Annotated in this window: 17 protein-coding genes; 3 read left to right on the top strand and 14 right to left on the bottom strand. The window is 42.7% G+C overall.

Annotated elements, in window-relative coordinates; translation table 11 throughout:
• Positions 1-484 precede the first annotated feature (484 nt).
• The 3 genes from KIT90_RS02830 to KIT90_RS02820 all read right to left on the bottom strand — a co-directional run bounded on the left by KIT90_RS02830 (position 485) and on the right by KIT90_RS02820 (position 3,742).
• Entirely contained in the window at positions 485-1,609 is a 1,125-nt protein-coding gene (locus KIT90_RS02830) for a M14-type cytosolic carboxypeptidase (protein WP_009705048.1), read from the bottom strand.
• Positions 1,610-1,722: 113 nt separating this feature from the next.
• The gene (locus tag KIT90_RS02825; RefSeq protein WP_285375109.1) at positions 1,723-3,123 is read right to left on the bottom strand and encodes an FAD-dependent oxidoreductase; all 1,401 of its coding nucleotides are present in this window, start codon (positions 3,121-3,123) and stop codon (positions 1,723-1,725) included.
• 259 nt (positions 3,124-3,382) lie between these two features.
• A complete protein-coding gene (locus KIT90_RS02820; protein ID WP_005442378.1) occupies positions 3,383-3,742 on the bottom strand; it encodes a DUF3316 domain-containing protein in 360 nt (119 codons plus the stop codon).
• Positions 3,743-4,267: 525 nt separating this feature from the next.
• Here KIT90_RS02820 and KIT90_RS02815 point away from each other — a divergent pair.
• Both KIT90_RS02815 and KIT90_RS02810 read left to right on the top strand, forming a co-directional pair.
• Positions 4,268-5,173 carry a VirK/YbjX family protein gene (locus KIT90_RS02815; RefSeq protein ID WP_285375108.1) on the top strand — a complete coding sequence of 302 codons (906 nt, stop codon included), beginning with the start codon at positions 4,268-4,270 and terminating at the stop codon, positions 5,171-5,173.
• Between the two features lie 28 nt (positions 5,174-5,201).
• The gene (locus KIT90_RS02810; RefSeq protein WP_285375107.1) at positions 5,202-5,753 is read left to right on the top strand and encodes an outer membrane beta-barrel protein; all 552 of its coding nucleotides are present in this window, start codon (positions 5,202-5,204) and stop codon (positions 5,751-5,753) included.
• 92 nt (positions 5,754-5,845) lie between these two features.
• Here KIT90_RS02810 and KIT90_RS02805 read toward each other — a convergent pair whose 3' ends face one another.
• From KIT90_RS02805 to KIT90_RS02765, 9 genes are all read right to left on the bottom strand, one after another.
• Complete coding sequence (locus KIT90_RS02805; RefSeq protein WP_061009714.1) at positions 5,846-6,751, bottom strand: EamA family transporter; 906 nt, start codon at positions 6,749-6,751, stop codon at positions 5,846-5,848.
• Between the two features lie 66 nt (positions 6,752-6,817).
• On the bottom strand, positions 6,818-7,522 hold the full coding sequence (phnR, locus tag KIT90_RS02800; RefSeq protein ID WP_005442366.1) for a phosphonate utilization transcriptional regulator PhnR: 705 nt from the start codon (positions 7,520-7,522) through the stop codon (positions 6,818-6,820).
• 9 nt (positions 7,523-7,531) lie between these two features.
• Positions 7,532-9,256 carry a putative 2-aminoethylphosphonate ABC transporter permease subunit gene (locus KIT90_RS02795; RefSeq protein ID WP_285375102.1) on the bottom strand — a complete coding sequence of 575 codons (1,725 nt, stop codon included), beginning with the start codon at positions 9,254-9,256 and terminating at the stop codon, positions 7,532-7,534.
• Between the two features lie 8 nt (positions 9,257-9,264).
• Positions 9,265-10,371 carry a putative 2-aminoethylphosphonate ABC transporter ATP-binding protein gene (locus tag KIT90_RS02790; RefSeq protein ID WP_285375100.1) on the bottom strand — a complete coding sequence of 369 codons (1,107 nt, stop codon included), beginning with the start codon at positions 10,369-10,371 and terminating at the stop codon, positions 9,265-9,267.
• A gap of 563 nt (positions 10,372-10,934) precedes the next feature.
• Positions 10,935-12,191, bottom strand: a complete 1,257-nt coding sequence (locus tag KIT90_RS02785; protein WP_285375097.1) for a hypothetical protein — start codon at positions 12,189-12,191, stop codon at positions 10,935-10,937.
• Positions 12,178-12,555 carry a cupin domain-containing protein gene (locus tag KIT90_RS02780; RefSeq protein WP_285375095.1) on the bottom strand — a complete coding sequence of 126 codons (378 nt, stop codon included), beginning with the start codon at positions 12,553-12,555 and terminating at the stop codon, positions 12,178-12,180. The genes KIT90_RS02785 and KIT90_RS02780 overlap by 14 nt, the downstream gene beginning before the upstream one ends.
• Positions 12,552-13,550, bottom strand: coding sequence for a pyridoxal phosphate-dependent aminotransferase (locus KIT90_RS02775; protein WP_285375093.1), 999 nt, complete (start codon positions 13,548-13,550; stop codon positions 12,552-12,554). The genes KIT90_RS02780 and KIT90_RS02775 overlap by 4 nt, the downstream gene beginning before the upstream one ends.
• Before the next feature lie 15 nt (positions 13,551-13,565).
• Entirely contained in the window at positions 13,566-14,351 is a 786-nt protein-coding gene (locus KIT90_RS02770) for an HpcH/HpaI aldolase/citrate lyase family protein (RefSeq protein WP_285375092.1), read from the bottom strand.
• The gene (locus KIT90_RS02765; RefSeq protein ID WP_285375091.1) at positions 14,348-15,652 is read right to left on the bottom strand and encodes an FAD/NAD(P)-binding protein; all 1,305 of its coding nucleotides are present in this window, start codon (positions 15,650-15,652) and stop codon (positions 14,348-14,350) included. The genes KIT90_RS02770 and KIT90_RS02765 overlap by 4 nt, the downstream gene beginning before the upstream one ends.
• A gap of 266 nt (positions 15,653-15,918) precedes the next feature.
• Here KIT90_RS02765 and KIT90_RS02760 point away from each other — a divergent pair, with 266 nt between their 5' ends.
• Positions 15,919-16,536 (top strand): LysE family translocator, encoded by a 618-nt coding sequence (locus KIT90_RS02760; protein WP_285375088.1) that lies wholly within the window; start codon positions 15,919-15,921, stop codon positions 16,534-16,536.
• 900 nt (positions 16,537-17,436) lie between these two features.
• Here the strand turns inward: KIT90_RS02760 and KIT90_RS02755 are convergent.
• Together KIT90_RS02755 and KIT90_RS02750 are read right to left on the bottom strand one after the other, a co-directional pair.
• Entirely contained in the window at positions 17,437-17,697 is a 261-nt protein-coding gene (locus tag KIT90_RS02755) for a tyrosine-type recombinase/integrase (protein WP_373417655.1), read from the bottom strand.
• A 93-nt stretch (positions 17,698-17,790) separates the two neighbouring features.
• Complete coding sequence (locus KIT90_RS02750; protein WP_285375085.1) at positions 17,791-17,952, bottom strand: hypothetical protein; 162 nt, start codon at positions 17,950-17,952, stop codon at positions 17,791-17,793.
• Positions 17,953-18,007 lie beyond the last annotated feature (55 nt).

Raw genomic sequence — 18,007 nt, 5'->3', positions numbered from 1 at the left:
ACGCCTTAATCGGGACTCATCCATTAAGAGCGTTGGTTGGAATTTTGATGCACCTATCTGCCACGATATCACTGACGCCTTTAACCAGCACATCAGGAGTGAGAGATAACGATGAGCAAACCTCTGTAGGTACAAGATTCCGGGACGAAAATTATCCGGATTCTATCTTGTAATCACATAGCAACTAAAAAGTAATTTAATCGGCTGTGCCTACTTCAACCGCAAACTCTGGATCGGTAACCCTATGAGATGATATGAGTTTTGTGACAAGAATCTCGAAACGGACTTTAACAGAATAACCATCTCTAAAATAAATCATTATTTTTGTCGTCACGACAAAAAATTCTTATCGATACTCAGATAACCATCAGATATTGCAGATTTTTTGTTTAAAGCGCTTAGAAAGTAGTTCGTCAATAGAGAACGTGGAAAGAATAGTGGCAGAAAAGACAGCCCGTAAAGTACGGGCTGTGAACGAATTGCGTTAAATTTTGTCAGAGACCGCCAATGTTGCAGCCAAAACATCCTGTCCAAACAAGACACTACGCTCAGGAGACCAACCGTACAGAGGGTCTGGATGGTTGTTATTGTCTTTGAATGGCATTTCAATGGTGTAAGACAAACACTTAAATTGCTCTGCCACCCAGTTAGAGCCAACGGTTAGGTTCGCTTTACCCGGTTCATCTTTGTCGTAACCGATCTCGTCTTGGAACTCTGGTGTAATCGTCAGAAGTGCTTGTTTAAACGCGTTTTCCAACTCAGCCATGCCTTCGTCATAAGAAGGAATACCTTCAGAGCCCGCCACGAAGTTGTACGGGATAGCTTCATCACCATGAATATCTAGGAACATATCCACGCCAGTTTCTAGCATGCGCTCACGAACCAAGAAGACTTCAGGACTCTTTTCCATTGATGGCGTTTGCCACTCACGGTTTAGGTTTACGCCAACCGCGTTAGTACGTAGGTGACCACGCACACCGCCGTCTGGGTTCATGTTTGGTACAACGTAAAGTACTGCTTTTTCAAGCAATGCACGTGCAACCGTGTCGTTCTCATCAAGCAGACGTTGGATCATGCCTTCCATGAACCATTCTGCCATCGTCTCACCTGGGTGCTGACGTGCAATCATCCAGATTTTCTTTTTGCCTTCTTCTGGCTCACCGAAAGTAAGCAAGCTCATGTCATTGCCATCTAGCGTATGACCAAGCGTCTCTAGTTGGCAGTGGTGCGCGCTTTGTGCCATGTGTAACAGGTCTAGATGACGGTCGTACGTGTAAGGTGCAAAGTATGCGAAGTAAATTGAGCTGCGCTCAGGGATAACAGTGAAAGTCAGCGTGTCGCCATCGAACTCTGCCGGTACTCGGAACCACTCTTCACGATCGTAAGACGCAACCACGTCGTAACCTTGCCAACCTTCTGGGTAAGCCGATTTCGCAAGATCAAGAAGTTTGATGGTGTGTGATTGCTCGGCTTCTGTCTCTAGACGGAAGTGGAACCACTGGTAGAATTCCGACATGTTGTCGTTAGGAATTTTGAGTTGGATGTCGTTTTTGTCGTCCGCTTTCACTACGTGAATGCTGCCGCTGTCAAAGTTGCTGAATACTTTCATTTTATTACTCACCTTTTGCATCTGAGCTTGAAAGACTGAGGCTAACACAAAGGGAAGAGGTGCCTCTAACACTTTCACTTCTTCCCTATCCGTTTGCGATCAAAATATTCAGTTTAGTCGAGCTTATCCGCTTTGCCTGCTGGTCCTGCGAGTTTTGCTAGCCACTTATCCCAGATGAATGGCGTCTGCTCGTTATCTTCTGCTTCCTCTTTTCGGCGTACCGCGTTGCGTACCATCATCGCTCCTGTCCATCGGAATGGCTCTGGCGGGAAATGCCCCAACGGCCCTTTGGCTAAACCGCTTTTCGTCCATTCATTCTCGATTCCCAATACCAACGAAGATAAGATCTTTCCGCCCATTCGAGTCTGAGCCACCCCGTTACCCGAATAACCAAAGCCATAAAAGATATTGCTTTGGTTATCTAACTCACCGAAGAATGGAAAACCAGTTGCGGAGCGATCTGAACCGCCCGTCCATGAATAAGCGAACTCTGCTCCTTTCAAGCGCGGAAACAACTTATCGAACGACTTACGCAGTAGCTCTTGATAGCGTGTTGGCTTGTTGAACATTGCATTGACTTGGTTGTTGAAAGAGAACTGATTGCCGCCTTTCCCCAACATCAAACGGCCATCTGGCGTATCTCGGTAGTAGTGGACGAAAATACGTGAATCCAACACGCTAGAACCTGCCTGCCAACCAGATTGAGATAGCGCATCACCAAGCGGTTTGGTGATCACCATGTCGGAAGAGACCACCACGATACTGCTTTTGAATTGCTTAAACTGCTCCACCATCCACGCGTTTAGTGCCAACACCACCTGCTGCGCTTGAACATTTCCTTTAGGTGTACAGACAGTGGCAGGTTTTCCATAATCTAAACGCGTCATCGGCGTGTTCTCATAGATTTCAACACCCAACTCAATTGCGACGCATCTTAATCCTCTCGCCAATAAAGCAGGTTGAACGCTGGCAGCAACTGGAGAGTGAAAGCCCTCTATATTGCGCGGCGATCCCGCATTGGCACGCAACTCCTCAGTTTGGCAATGGCGCCAACTGTTCACTTCCAAACGCTTTAACTCGTCCACAACTGGCTGCATTCCGCCAGTTTGAGCGTGGTTGGTTGCTGTGTAATAAACGCCTTTCAATGATAATTGCGCATCGATGTTGTGCTGCTGACAAAAGTCGTCAATCTCTAGCACGGCTTGTTCCGACTCTTTTACCAACCAAGCGGCGTGTTCTTCACCGAATAAGCGTTTCAAGGTCGGAAACTTTGTCGACCAAGTCAGCATACAACCGCCGTTTGCGCCTGATGCACCACTGCCACACAAGCCTTTTTCAATCACAACCACCTGTTTTTCCGGCGATTGCTGCTTGATCATGATCGCAGTCCAAAGACCGGTGTAACCACCGCCGACAATAGCGACATCTGCTTGGATATTTTGTTGAAGTGGTTTAGCGGTTTCTGGCTGCTCAATTTCAAGCGCTTGCTTAAACCAATATGAAGGGTGAGTCATTCGATATCCTTTGTAAAAGTGACGCACACAACCGTGCTTTGTCACCACTTTACAAACCTACCGAATATTCAACGAGCTAGAAAAACTTACGCTGAGCGTTAGAAAATATTTATGAGATATTATATTTAAGAAACACATTCATCAGGAGTATATATTTAATAATAAAAAAGGGGAGCAAATGCTCCCCAAAAATAATAGAACGAATATACAACAAGGATTAAACAGGCAATAGAGTTATAAATGCTAGCGAATAAATTAATTAACGATTACCAGGTTCACGCATGCGGTATTCGTATTTCACATTCAATATTGGTTGGTATGCGATTTGACCGTTATCTTGCAGGAATTCATCTACTGTTACTTTCGCATTAGTAATAGAGAAAGACTGGCGGTCTACGATATCAAATGAGCTTTTGAATTCGTCTCTTAGTTGTGCTGACGACTTGCTTTGATAGTTCTTAATCATTTCAAAGCCCATGTCGTAAGCGGCTTGTTTACTGTCGACAACATTACCGTGAATGGTTCTACTGTTATTAGTCCATTGGTAACCACCAGCAATAGCAGCGATTGGAGTAGCGGTTAATGCGATAAGACTTGCTAGAGTGATTAAACGTTTCATAATGTGCTCCTTACTTACCTTTTAAATATCGAGTTCCAAATACTCGATTAATGTAGGGTACGTATAGAGACCTATAGCGAGTCAGATTAATTTCAGAAAAACTTTAATTAATTTCCATTTTATTTTTAATTGACTGTCAGGCTCGGCTTTTGCTTTTAATAAAAAACTAAGTAAATCCGTAGATTAGCTTTTCTCGATAGCTTAATCAGACCGTCTAATTTTTTTCTTATCGGATTGAATATATCTAATCGCTATAAATAAGTGCGTTTTGGATATGACACGATGCCTATCTCTTGTACGCGCTCTGACCGCGAATCCTGACACTCTCATACCAAGCCTTACAATACCTCGCCACGCTTTTCTCATAGAATCCTCAGCAAAAGAACACTGTTCAAAACTAGTTCCTGTCTAGCTGGAGTGAAGAACGGCTCACTTTGCTTTCTCCCTTTTTGCGTTCGATACCTAACGCTCACAGCCACATGACAGAACCGACACCACTGGAAATGAGTTTGGAGTGAAATAACCATGAATAAATCCATCCTTCACCACAGCAAAACCATTTACTCGGATGAGTATGCTGAGATTTATCATCCAATCTGGACATACCGCATCAAGTTCATTGCGCGTGCGTTGTTCTACCGAAAGTCATTTAAGTATCTGGCAGACAATATTGAGGCTTCACTGCTGGAGATGCTGTGTACGCGCACTCATCGATTCTTAGAAAAACCATTTCGTCCGTATATCGTAAAAAACAGCCCTGCGATTGATCGTTCAGCTCTTGTGGTTGATCACTACAACACAGTGTCGGAGCTCGTCTCACCTGCTCTAATGAAACAGATCTATACCGATGCCAAGGGACTCACTCTGATGACCTTTGAGATCGAGGATATTCTCTACACGGTCAGATTGGTTTATGAAGCTCGCTACCAAAAAGAAGGCGACATGAGCTTGGTATTACACAGCCAAGAAGATGGCAACTTCTATACTCTGTCGTTCACATTGGGACACGAGAACGGCGCTCGCTGCATCATGATTGGTGGCCTACAAGGTCCGCGCAGCAACGAGACTAGCAATGAAAAAATCAAAAAGTTGACTCGTAAACTGTACGGTCAGCGCCCAAAAAGTTTGATGGTCAGCCTTCTGGATCTTCTTGCTCAGATTTGGGGCGTTGAAACCATTCTTGCAGTGAAAACCCAATCTCACACTTATGCGGCAAAGCGCTACAGTAAAGGACGAATCAAAACGGATTACGATGCATTGTGGAAGGAACTTGGCGGTACTGAGTACGATCGCAACTTCTACTCACTCACAGTGAATGCTCCGCGCCGTGATCTCGATGGGATGTCGCGATCTAAACGTTCGATGTACCGTCGTCGTTATGAATGGCTAGACAACACCAAAGCAACATTCGAACAAGTACTAAAAAGCTAAAAAGCTAAAAAGCTGAGGAGAAACGTTCATGCGTTATTCATTCTTTGCTGCTCTGGTGTTGTCGACTCTTTCCCTATCGGCGAACGCAAGTACAAGCAAGCACATCATAGGCACGAACCTAGGTTATGGCGGTGTAAGCTATGACGCCCCCGCAAGTAAAGAATCCGGTGATATGTTTCTTGGTGAAATTTATTACCAATACATGCCGACCCAAAATTTCGGGATTGAAGCTGGCTTTAAAGGGGCGTTTGATGGTATTGGCTCAACGCTGTTAAGCCCAATTTCAGAGGTTACCGATACGAGCTTTTCCGGCCCACGATTAAGCGGCTATGCTAGCTATCCTCTTGGTGCTGGTTTCGAACTTTACGGTAAAGCAGGTATGACGCTCTACACCCTTGAGTACACTTACAAGGTGAATGGGCAGAGTCGAAACATTGAACACACTAGCGTTGGTGGTGAAGCGGCGGCAGGATTAGGATGGAGCTACAAGCACTTTGGTTTGAATGCTGAGTATGTGTACTCAAAGAACAGTGATTTTGATTCTGGTGGCGTGATGTTCGGCGCTCAATTGCGTTTCTGACGTCTCTTATACTCCTACCCCTTCCCCAACAACTAAAAAAGAAAAAGGCAGCGATGGCCTGAGTCGCTGCCTTTTTCTTTCATCAATACGAGTCAGTTCGTCAACGCAAGAATGATCCCCGCCACGATCGAAGTAACGCCAAGCCCTCGGGTGAGATACCATTTCTCAGACAAAAACCAAATCCCCATAAACAATCCAAACACAATGCTGATTTGCCTTAGTGCTACGACCAAGCTCACGTTGTCGGTCATGGTCATCGCAAACAGCACCAAGCCGTAGGTGGATGCCATCATTACCCCTGCCATGCTGGCTGTTTTGCGGATCTGCCACGCTGTCTTAATCTCATCTGGTTTGCCTGTAACCAAGCACCATACAAGGGCTGGAATACCAATCGCCCAAAACTGCACGCCCAAGTAGAAGATTGCACTGTACTGATCATTCAAGATCTCTGACGCTTGCCCTGTAAGTAAACTCAGCGCTTCTTTGTCGACCACCGAGTAACCCGTTGTGCCTATTGCGGCAATCAATGCCCAGAACACACCGACGTTCAAATAAGAGCCCAATGTCATTTGACGAAAGTTCGTCAGTGGTACCAGCATACAACCAAGGGTTATCAGCAAGAATCCAAGCCACTGCTGACTAGATAATTCATGTCCCAATGCAACACTGATTGCGCCGACCATCATCACAGGCAGTGCCCGAGCAATCGGATAAACCACCCCCACATCAGCGTGCTTATAAGCGACAATCAAACCAACCAGATAAACCATTTGTGAAATGCCGCTAATGAACAGCAATCCCCAAAACTCACTCGGCAATGATGTCCAGCCAATGGTTGCCAAATACCAAATCAAATAAGGGGTAAGAATGAAACATGCAGAAAAGCTGGCGGCCATGGTAAACGCGAGCCCTGACCCAGAGTTGCTTTTTCCAAGGATATTCCAGCCCGCATGAAGAACAGCAGAAAAAACGACGAGACCAATCGCCAACAAATCCATTTCAATGTTCCTGTCTGAATAAAATAAAGGCCCCGAGATGGAGCCTTATACAATGAGAAAATCCACTTAACGATTGAGTTCCGCAAGAGATTCAATGCTGATGGCATCGTGTCGCCAATACTCGATATCGCAATCAATCAACTCACCGTGCTGGTTGTAGTTGATGCGCTCCACCACCATCGCTGGCGTGCCGGCTGTCGCGCGCAATGCTTGAGCCATTTCACCCAACAAAGTACTGGTTGAAATGCGGTAGCGAATCTTTTGATATGTAACGCCATAATGATCGCGATAAATGTCCGTCAGCGAATTTGATAAATCGTAGTCCAACAGGTTCGGAAATAACTCTGGGCGAATGTAGTTTGTTACGAATACCACAGGTCTGTCTTCAAGGTATCGCACACGGTCGACTCGATACACGTCCGAGAAAGGCTGCAAGTCCAGCAAGCGCGCGGCTTGTTTGTTTGCCAGCGTCCCTTTTGCTGCAACCAACTCCGTTTTTGGCACACGATTTTGCGCTTTCGCCATGTTCGGGAAGTTCAGCGTTTGGGTTGGGTCGTAACGCAATGGCTCAGGTGAGATAAACCAACCTCGGCGATCTTCGCGATAGATTCGACCTTCCGCTTCTAGCAGTGATAAAGCTTCACGCAGAGTGACGCGTGTAGTATCGAACGACTCCGCCAACTTACGCTCTGCTGGCAGTTTTTGACGCGGCGATAGCATGCCCGCTTCAATCTGTTCAACAATCGAATCTTTAATTTTTACGTATTGCACGAAGTGTCCTTATCTTTTGCGCCAAGCTTGTGTGCGATTCTCTAACAATTTACCCAAAGTCATCTGAACAATCTTCGCAATTGCGGCAGCAATCATGATCATCACAGCCATCGCTGCTGCAGCGCCAGTTTGACCTGCATCGTCCATATTCAGAATCGAGACCGAAGCCGGAATCGTATCGGTTGAGTAAAGGAATACTACCGCAGAAGTGGTGGTCAATGCATTAACAAACAAGTAAGTCGCAATGTCCAAAATCGCAGGTAAACACACAGGTAATGTCACTTTAAAGAACAACTTGTATTGAGGAAGCTTCACCGATGCCGCTGTGGCTTCAATCTCCGATGGCAACTGCTTTAGCGCTGTCAGGGCGGTCATGTGACCCACCGTGTAATAATGCACTACCGTGTTAATCACCAAGAATGCCATGGTGCCATAAAGCACGTTCAGAGGATTGTTCGCATCATTGAAGTAAAAGATGTAACCCAAGCCAAGCACCATACCCGGAACCGCCATTGGCACCACGCTGAGCATTTGCATCACTTGGCGAATTGGACCAAACGCTCGCCCTTTCTCAATGCAGTAAGCACCGACAAAGATGATTGCTGTACCAATAACCGCTGTCCAACCTGCCAGTGTTAGTGAGTTGAAGAATGGGCTCCAACCGTAGGTGCTCATTTCGGCAAAGTTGTAGTTGTTTAGCGTCAGCGCTTTGTTCCAAGGCCAGAACGTCACTAACGAGCCATACACCGCCATGCCAAGCACTGCCAACACTGCGATAGAAATGATGCTGCAGTAAACCAAACAAATGCTGTCACGCGCTTTGTTAGGCTCTGGCTGATAAGGCACCGAGCGAGTGTCAAATAAGTTCTTTTGTTTTTTCTGTACCCAGCGGTCTGCGCCGAACGCCATTACCGCAGGGAATAACAACATAATGCTGGTCACCGCACCCATGGCAAAGTTTTGCTGTCCCACAACTTGCTTGAAGATGTCAGTCGCCAAAACGTTGTAGCTTCCTCCAATCACTTTCGGCACACCAAAGTCCGTGATAACCAATGTAAAAACCACAATAAGCGTACTGATCAAACCGTATTTCGCCGCAGGTAACGTCACCATAAAGAAGGTTTTGATTGGTGAAGTTTTAAGTGCGCGGGCTGCTTCATACAAACGGGCATCAGAAGTGCGCAGCGAAGTGGTCAAAATCATCAATGCATGAGGGAAGGTCCAGAAAATCAAACCCATCGAGATACCAATCACGCCATAAATCGAGTTTCCTAACAGCATCTCTTTAGCAATGCCTTGATTGCCGAAAAGGAAGATCAAACTGATCGCTGGCAACAACGAAGGCGCAAGGATCGGCGCAGTACCTAGAATTTGAAACAAACCTTTAAACGGCATACATGAACGAGTCAGCGCGTAGGCATAACCGAACGCAAGCACACCCACTACCGAGGTCACTATCACGCCCAAAGTGAAGGTGTTTCCCACTGACACCCACAAGCTTGAAGAGGAAAAGTATGTCGCAAAGTTTGCCAATCCGACAAATTCGCCATTGGCATTTTGCACACTCTTGGTCAACATTGCCCAAAGCGGCATTAAGATGAACAACACCATCATGGTCGACAAACCAGCAAGCAAACCAAACAACACAAGGTTGTCGCGGCTAACACGTCCGAGTAAGGATTTTGCTTTGTCTTGTGTGGTCAGGCTATTCATCGTCATTGTCTTCGCATCCATGTTTACACCTACGCTGCTAGCGCTTTATCAACCGAGGGCACGGCGTAACCATGCAGCCCTTCTTCAGCAAACTGGATGTAACGTACATCGCCCGCCTTGATATTGAGTTTTTGAACCGTATCCACAGGCACATCCACTACGATGGTTTTCGTTGAGCTGTCGTTTTGCAATACGCAATCAATGCGGAAAAACGCACCCAGAAACTCGGTTGCCGTAACTCGCACGGGTAAAGAGTTGTTGTAGTTTTCAACGAACTTGATGCTTTCAGGACGCACCGCAAGGTCGAAGCGGTCACCACGTTGGATCTTACGATTGGTCAAGCTTGGCGCTGGCATCAAGGTTTCGGCAATGCGTACTTGGGAGTCCGTTGCGACTGAGGTTTCAATAAAGTTCATACTGCCGACAAACTCAGCGACAAAGCGCGTAGCTGGTTGTTGGTAGATCTCTTGAGGTGTGCCGACTTGCTCAATCACACCATGGTTCATTACCACGATACGATCCGCCATCGACAGCGCTTCGTCCTGATCGTGCGTAACCATGATGGTGGTGATGCCAAGCTTACGTTGCAGCTTACAAATCTCGTCACGTAAGTGAACACGTACTTTTGCATCCAGCGCCGATAATGGCTCATCAAGTAGCAGTAGACCCGGAGATAGCGCCAATGCACGAGCCAATGCAACACGTTGTTGTTGACCACCAGAAAGTTGGTTAGGGAATTTCTCTCCAGAGGTTGGAAGACCAATGGTTTCTAACCAGTAATCCACCTTCTCTAACGCTTCTTTGGTCGACATGCCTTGGTTCTTCAAACCCACCGCAATGTTCTCTTGCACGGTAAGGTTCGGAAACAGCGCGTAAGATTGGAATACGATACCGAAATCGCGCTTCTCTGGTGGTAGAAATGTGGTCTCTTGACCGTTTTGAAAAATCGCACCAGACGTTGGCAAGTCTAAACCTGCAATGGCACGTAGCAGAGTGGTTTTACCGCAGCCAGAAGGACCAAGAAAACAAACAAACTCGCCCTTTTCAATCGCTAGCGAGATTTTCTTTAATGCAGTGAACTGTCCGAATTGCTTCACTACATTTTCGATATCTAGGTAATGTTGGTTAGTTGACATAACACACGCTCCAAATGGTATATACCAACTTTAGTTTTGGAGTGTTACGTTCCAATGACAAATTTATAGCCAGAAGATGACAAATAGATGAAGGGAAATGAGGTTTGTTTCTACGCTTGCCCCCCCTCCAACTCCCCCTTTTATCAGCATGGTTTGCCAAGCAATTGAATGCGGTTATCAAGGGGGAGAGTTTTCTTTGCTACAGTGAGTTCGGTGCTTTCCCGACGTCATTCTGAAGGAGCCTAGGCGAGTATTCAGAATCTACTTGAAGCGTGTTAGATGTTGCATTGTGAATTAAATTATCCGCGAATGCAGAACCAGTCCCTCCCCTTTACCAACATGACTATTGTAGTCCCTTAAAGTTGAAGCCAACGGGAGGTTAGGTGGGGTTGCTGCTTTGCACTACAATCATAATTTGCGTGCGAACCTGAGATTCTCGACTTGCTCCTTCGTCGCTCTCGCGAATGACGTGGGGTGTGGTGATGAATTGAAAATACAGGGGCATTTTTAAGCTAGAAAGTGCTATGGACTAAAATTCCACCAGTAGCAATACTGGAAAGAAATCATGTCAATATGTAGTCAACATCTTTTACGACGGAACTTCTAAAGCATATCCAATTAGAATCTCGGCGAATCAATTTTTTCTTTGTATACCTACCTATAAAGGTAATTTTATTTACATTATCTACAATATCAATAAATCCCCCAACACCAAATAGAGAATCTCCTAGCTTTGCTACATACACATTTCCATCTTCGTCAATGTTCCCAACTCCGAGTAATGCATGGTCAAATTTTCTTGACCAAATATCTTGAAATGTTTTTGTCTGAGAGTTGATGGAAACAGGATCTATTGAGATACCAAACCCAAGTCCATCAATAGGAAACCCTCCTTGGTTGCCAGACTCAATTGATACGCTATAACCTGAGTCTATCAAGTTCAATTGGTTAATGGCAGCAACAGGTAGGCCGATACCTACGATAAGCTTCTCATCCTTACTTACTCGTTCCTCTAGAAGAGTTGATAGCCTCCTTACTGTATTGCACTCTCTATATAGAGGTTTGTTGTCACCAAGTAATGAATAGTCGTTCCTATAAGTAACACAGTGGTTATCCGCCCTATAGGAGAACACACCACTAAAAAAACAGCGAGGGATCGCTATATGCAAAGGGGACGGCGGTAAAGTTATCTCAGGGACCTGAATAATAACCTTTGCGCGTCGAACAAGAGAAGCGTCTAAAATGCGTTTCAAATCAAGATCAATAGGGTTATTCTCTAAAATAACATCGCCATTAACTAGAAAACCTGACCCTCGTAGTAAAACTAACTCAGAATGTGGAAGGCTATAGTTTAGCGTATTATCTGCAGATCCAGTTGTTACAGGTTTAAGTTGCGGGTTGTCTCCAAGCGCCCCACCACGATAGGAAGGATCGACCAGAGTCTTCAACCCTATATTGGAATGAACCGCACGAGACGTAGAACCCAATAAATGATTTACAATACCTTGAGGCAAAGTGTACCCATCTATATCACCACGAATAATCCCATCGCCAAGCCCTCTAGCCGCCCCAAAAAAACCACCAATAGCCCAACTTATCATTTGATTACTAGCTAGTATATTAACCCCATGCCTGTAGCCGCTACCTGTAAAAGTAGGACATATAACACCATACTTCTTTTTTATTCCCATTTGAGAGTGGGCTTGAACAATTAATTGCAACAAATAGTCTGGAGATACACAGCTACCGAAGCCAAGAATATCGATAGTGTCTACCCCTTTCAATAGTTGAGCTATAGTGGCAATATCATTTCTTCTCACCAGCACTCTCCCCTACTCGTTCAACTGGCTTATCCCATAGAACCAAAAATATACACCCGGTTTTAGTATGCAACGAGTGAGCGGAATCTGGGCGATAGACGATCAATTCCCCACGGGTATAGTTTCCATAGTTATCACTTAGAACACCTTCAATGACAAAGATAACTTCGTAGCCTGTATGTATATGTTCGGGAACGAAAGCAGCCTGATCATACTTTACTAGTGCTAGTCGTGAACCATTCTCACCCGCATCATGAAATATCTCGCGAATATTAACCCCCACACGGCCATCTGTGTGCATTGGTAAGAAGCCTTCACTATCAAGTGGCTTTAGAATATTTTTATGGAAAATCACACCATTCATTTTTGTTTTTCCTTGTTTAGTAGAAAAACTTGCTCGAGCAAGTGCCTGTAATCAACGTCAGCTCTTAATAACCATCTCGAGCCTCTTGATTCACCAAAATCATGCCCAGCCATACCCTTAATGTTGCATTTTTGAAAAATTTCTCTAACTACGATATCTGATGAACAATCACTACAAACTATCCACATAAACATGCCATTCGCTGAAAATGAGACGCCTTCAGGAGTTATTAGCGGTCTGACATTGTCGAGTATTTCGTGATAGTAACTAGTGATAGCTCTGGTCACTTTGCGTTCAGATAAATACTTCATCGCTAACTGTCGATTTAACATGGAAGGATAATTTGAAAGCTCAAATTGCTTCCGTGTAACTATCTCATAAAGGAACTTATTGGGTGTATAGGAGTAGCCAACTCGCAAGTTGGGAGTAGCACAAAACTTTGAGGTGCTAAATATTAAAATGTAGTTAGTTCTATCTTTTAATATTAAAGATATTTTTTCAACCTCATCGGTGGAAAGAAAACTAAAATATACTAGGTCAATAACAACATATTCATAAACTGCGACCAAGTGCACCAAACGTTCAAGGTCAACTCTTCCATCAGGATTGTTTGGCATGCATATTAAAGCTGCGGAACATTTATTTTTACATTCACCACTAGAAATTTTCATATTTGATTCGATAGAACCAAGAATAGAAGAATATCCATTCCAATAAGGAATTGACGTAAATATTTCATTTAGTCCTATTCTCGATAGGGCACAAAACACCGTATATAATGCTCCTCGCCCGCCATGGTGAACTGTTAACCCGGAATCCAAAACATTCTTGATACCTAATTTTTTCAGAAAGATCTTCTCAATTACTTCAGCCTCTTCTTTAAAAAATGAAGACGGATATTTACCACACTTAACACCATCATTTTCAATAGCTACCGATAAACTATCAATATATTTAACTGGGCACTCTGGTACTCCGATAGATAAATCCACCATCTTCGATCCTTAGATTTAATTAACACTAACTACAAATTTTTGGGCTTGTGTGTCAGCAGAATTTCTCAACAATGAAAGATCACTGGCACATGAGATAAAAGAAAACCCGTCAGAATAATATTTATCTGCCATTTCTTCATTGAATATTAAGGAGCCTGCTGGAATTGAAGACTCTTTACAAAGTTTGATAAACTCCCCGATGTTCTCTTGTACATCTGATTCAAAAGTTTGACCCGTCTTACCCATGTCATCTGACAAATCGGCAGGGCCAACGAAAAGACCATCCACTCCATCAACTGAAGCTAACTCTGGCACCAAAGAAATTGCCTTAGCACTTTCAACCTGAAGAATCACAGTTATATCTTGGTTTGCCTTATCGAAATAGTCAGAAATACGACCAAAGTGATTAGCACATTGACCTAAAGATACACCTCGAAGCCCACCTTTTGCTTTGTATCGCGTCGAAGCAACTGCCTGCCTTGCCATATCTACAGACTCAGTTAATGGAAACAAGAAGTTCTTCACGCCTACATCAAGCAATCGCTTTATTTCAACAGGATCGTTAACTGGAGGTCGGACGATTGGAGAGGTTTCGCTATCTCTAAAACAACGTAGAATGTTTGCTACTGATTCGGTAGTGTTAATTGAATGCTCCATATCAATTAACACCCAATCGTAACCTGAATCACGTATTACATCAGCAATAATGGGACTGCATGACGAAAACCATAGTCCATGAAGCTTTTCGCCATTTTTTAGGCGTAATTTGAAATTGTTACGTATAAATTGCTTATTAATCATTTGGATTCTCCAAAATTTATTGATAAAAAGTCACTCACCGCTTCTTTTGCGTGCAAGTAAGTGAGGGATGAAACCTCAGTAAAATAATTATCGATATTTGTTGCTGGACCAAGTATATAAAGATTCCTCTTGCTACATGCCTTAAAATTCGCATCAACTAGAGCAGAACCATCATTACTTATCACGTTTATACTTTTAAGAAACCTTTCGAGCGCCAAGTAACAACATGTACAGTCAATAGTATTTTCTCTTACTATAAGCTCTTTATTTACCACTTTCTTTTCGATAGTCAACTTATTATCAACAATTAAACTATTAATTATTTCTGCGTTCCTAATTGGGAACATAACTCGTCTATTTACAAATATAGAACGATGTCTTTTAAGTAACCTTTTCTGCCTGGAAGGAAGACCATTAAAAAATTTTCTATAGTTTTTAGTTGAACGATAAAGAAGAGGTTGCCAGATAGGAATTCTTGTTCGAGCAATGTCAAGTTCTTCTCGCAGTTCTCTCTTGGGTTTAAGCAAGTTTCTAAAATCCGCTCCTCCATTGATTGGGTCTTTAAGGCACTCAGATTTTATGAGTCGTAAGAGCTTAAACAAACAAGGGTTATTTAACAATTCTGGTTTACTCTCAAAGATATTGTCGAAATCACTTTCAGAAAAGTGGCTTCTTACAGCCGGAAAGATTCCATTTTTAGAAAATACATTAATGCGGAGATCTGGCCTCAACTTATTTGCTAAAATAATCCAATCTATCGATGACAACCCTGAGCCAACAATGTTTATAGTTCCCTCCTTAGGGATTGATTTAATCTTTGAAATGTTTTCTTTGATTGGGAATGAAGAGCCGAATCCAATAGAAGTAAATATTGCATCAAAATTATCATAAACAGTATTACCCGAAACTATAGAACCACATTTTTTTATTTCACTAACTAATCCAAGAAAGTAAACGTTAGTTTTATTCTTCTTTAGCTTAACTAATATATTTTTTTTAACTTCATTAAGGTAATTCCCAAAAACCCGTCGAGGTACAAAGCAATCTGTCGAAGAAAGAGTTGGATGATTACAGGCTATCCAATCTTGAAAGTCGTTTATATGATTAAAAAACGAGATACTATCATTACGAGTATTCATTATAAATTCATCAGGAGCTTGTTTGTAGGCCTCGCCAACACCGGTTGTATTTTTCATAAAAACATATATTTCAAATTTAGATTCTGACATTGAATATATATGATCTAGTATAGACAACATTCCAACCCCACCACCAACAATAGCAAGCTTTTGCGTTAGCATCTTGTTTTTCCTTGTAACCCTCTAATAACTAAAGTTTTCACTTCAATTACTATCGCCATCGAATTTTAAAACAAGTTAAATAAATAAAACGAGAATTGACAGGGATTTATTTATTATTTAAATACAAATTATGATTAAATAATAAATAACTAAGGCACAATACGGGTACTTATGATGTAATCCTTTTAAACTCGGGTAGTGTCATCATCCTCTGAAACAGAACATTACGTTCTTTCAATGTCAATAAGTTTACGGATAACAAATATATGGACTATTTACTATTTTTTACAATTTGTGTAGCTGCTACTTTTTCCCCCGGGCCAGCGGTCTTATTGACTGTGAAAAATTCAGCCTTGTATGGGGTTAAGCGAGCGGTCTCAGGGATTCTTGGAAATGTTGTGGCTATGATCACAATGGCAGGCTTGTCGGCTACAGGTTTAGGTGTTCTTCTTTTGGCATCTGAGCCATTATTCCTATTTATTAAAATGGTTGGCGGAATATATCTAGTTTTTCTTGGAATAAAGACATGGAGAGCAAACAAATGGACTGTAAAAAATTATAAGCCCAAAGCTAGCACGAATAGCAGAAAGATGCTGTTTCTTGAAGCGTATCTGGTTGGTGTAACTAATCCAAAGGCTATCGTATTTTATTCGGCCTTATTTCCTCAGTTTATCGAAGTTGAACATTCCATGATACAGCAATTTATTTTGCTTACACTCACCTTTACATCATCGTCATTCCTAGCACTTTTGACATACGCGTTGGTAACAAAAAACCTTGAGTTTTGGCTTATAAAAGAGAAAGTTAGAGCGACCTTCAATAAGGTTACTGGAGGGATATTTATTGGATTTGGCTTATCTTTAATTATTAGCAATAAGATATAGAAGTTGTTTTAATAATAACTTCAACGCTACATGGACGACCTTTCTCCTAACTTGTACTTATATATGAGAAACTCGCCTGAACAAACTTAGCTCAAGATATTTTTTAATACTGTCCTTTCAAAACACTACCATTTGTATACAAGTGTAATCTGATGAGCTAAATTAGTGGAACAGCAAACCTTGTACAAGGAATCAGATAACCCGCCACACTTCTTTAAATGAATCAAAGTATGCGTTTTAATCACTCTTAAAATCACGCGTGGATTAATATTAGAAGAACAAACCATAAAAGTGGTAAAAATTGCGCAACAAACACCATCCGTCCTAATGTCCTCTTTGCTACAGTCATAACATCTATACCACTCTAATAAGTAAAAAGTTAAATATTTAGATTTTAGCCCTGGGCTTAAAAAAACGATGCTAAAAAGCACATTTAATTTTGATAAATAATCATTATTTATCAAAATTAGAGAGTTGAACCTTAAACTTATGAGCTGAGCAACTAAGTTGACTCAAACTTAGATTAATGACCAAGCTTCGCTATAAAAGAAACTAACTGAAAGCAATATAGTCAAGCTTTAATCACTCCTGAGTCACTGATCTTTTGGATTGGTGAAGAAGCAATCCAGCATTTAGCCGTGATGATACAGGACTGAAGGTCTACGGTGAGGCAAGAAAAAAGTCAATGAGCATAGAACTCCAAGTGTGACTCCCCAAAACAAAAACTTCACCAAAACCCTAGCCATCAAATTTGATGCACTTGTGTTGTTCCTACAGAGATTTTAATCACCATTCCCAAAATTACACTTCATATCTAAGCCCCGTTCAACCTCCTCATCGGTAAGTTCAGGTATTGCTTTGATAGGTCTTCCTTTACATTTGAGGGGAGATTTCGCTGGCTTAGGTTTGGATGCTCTCACTTTTCGAGTTTTTAGGGGTACTCACAAACTGGCCTGAAAATATTCCACTAATAACTTCCCCTATGATCTCAGCAGATTGCGATACTCGCGCATCATCCACGTGAGCGTAACGAAGCGTGGATGAAATACGCGTGTGATCCAACAATTTCGACACCATTGGAATAGGGTCCCCCTCTAACACCGCAAAACTGGCAAAGGTATGACGCAAATCATGTAAGCGGACGCCTTCCAATCCTGCCAACTGGCGAGCCAGTCACCAGAAGATACCCAACTGCTTGGTTGATATGGGTTAGGTATTACAAGGGGCCGGAAACAGTTAATGACTCTCTGATTGTCATGCCTCCATAACCACGGTCATTGGAGGTTGTTGTATTAACCAAGCTTTTAATTTTTCGCGAGTAAATGCTTTATTAAACTCATCAGAGCTTCCTTGAAGCTTACAAACTTGGAAAGAGTGCTTTGCTAAATCAATGGCGATAGTAGTAGACTTTTTCATGTATGGACTCCTTAGATTTAGGCTTTGACACCATAAATTCTAGCTCCCTCCTGAG

It is taken from the genome of Vibrio sp. B172a, from assembly GCF_030248355.1.
GTDB lineage: Bacteria > Pseudomonadota > Gammaproteobacteria > Enterobacterales > Vibrionaceae > Vibrio > Vibrio owensii.
This window is presented reverse-complemented; position numbering and strand designations above follow the sequence as displayed.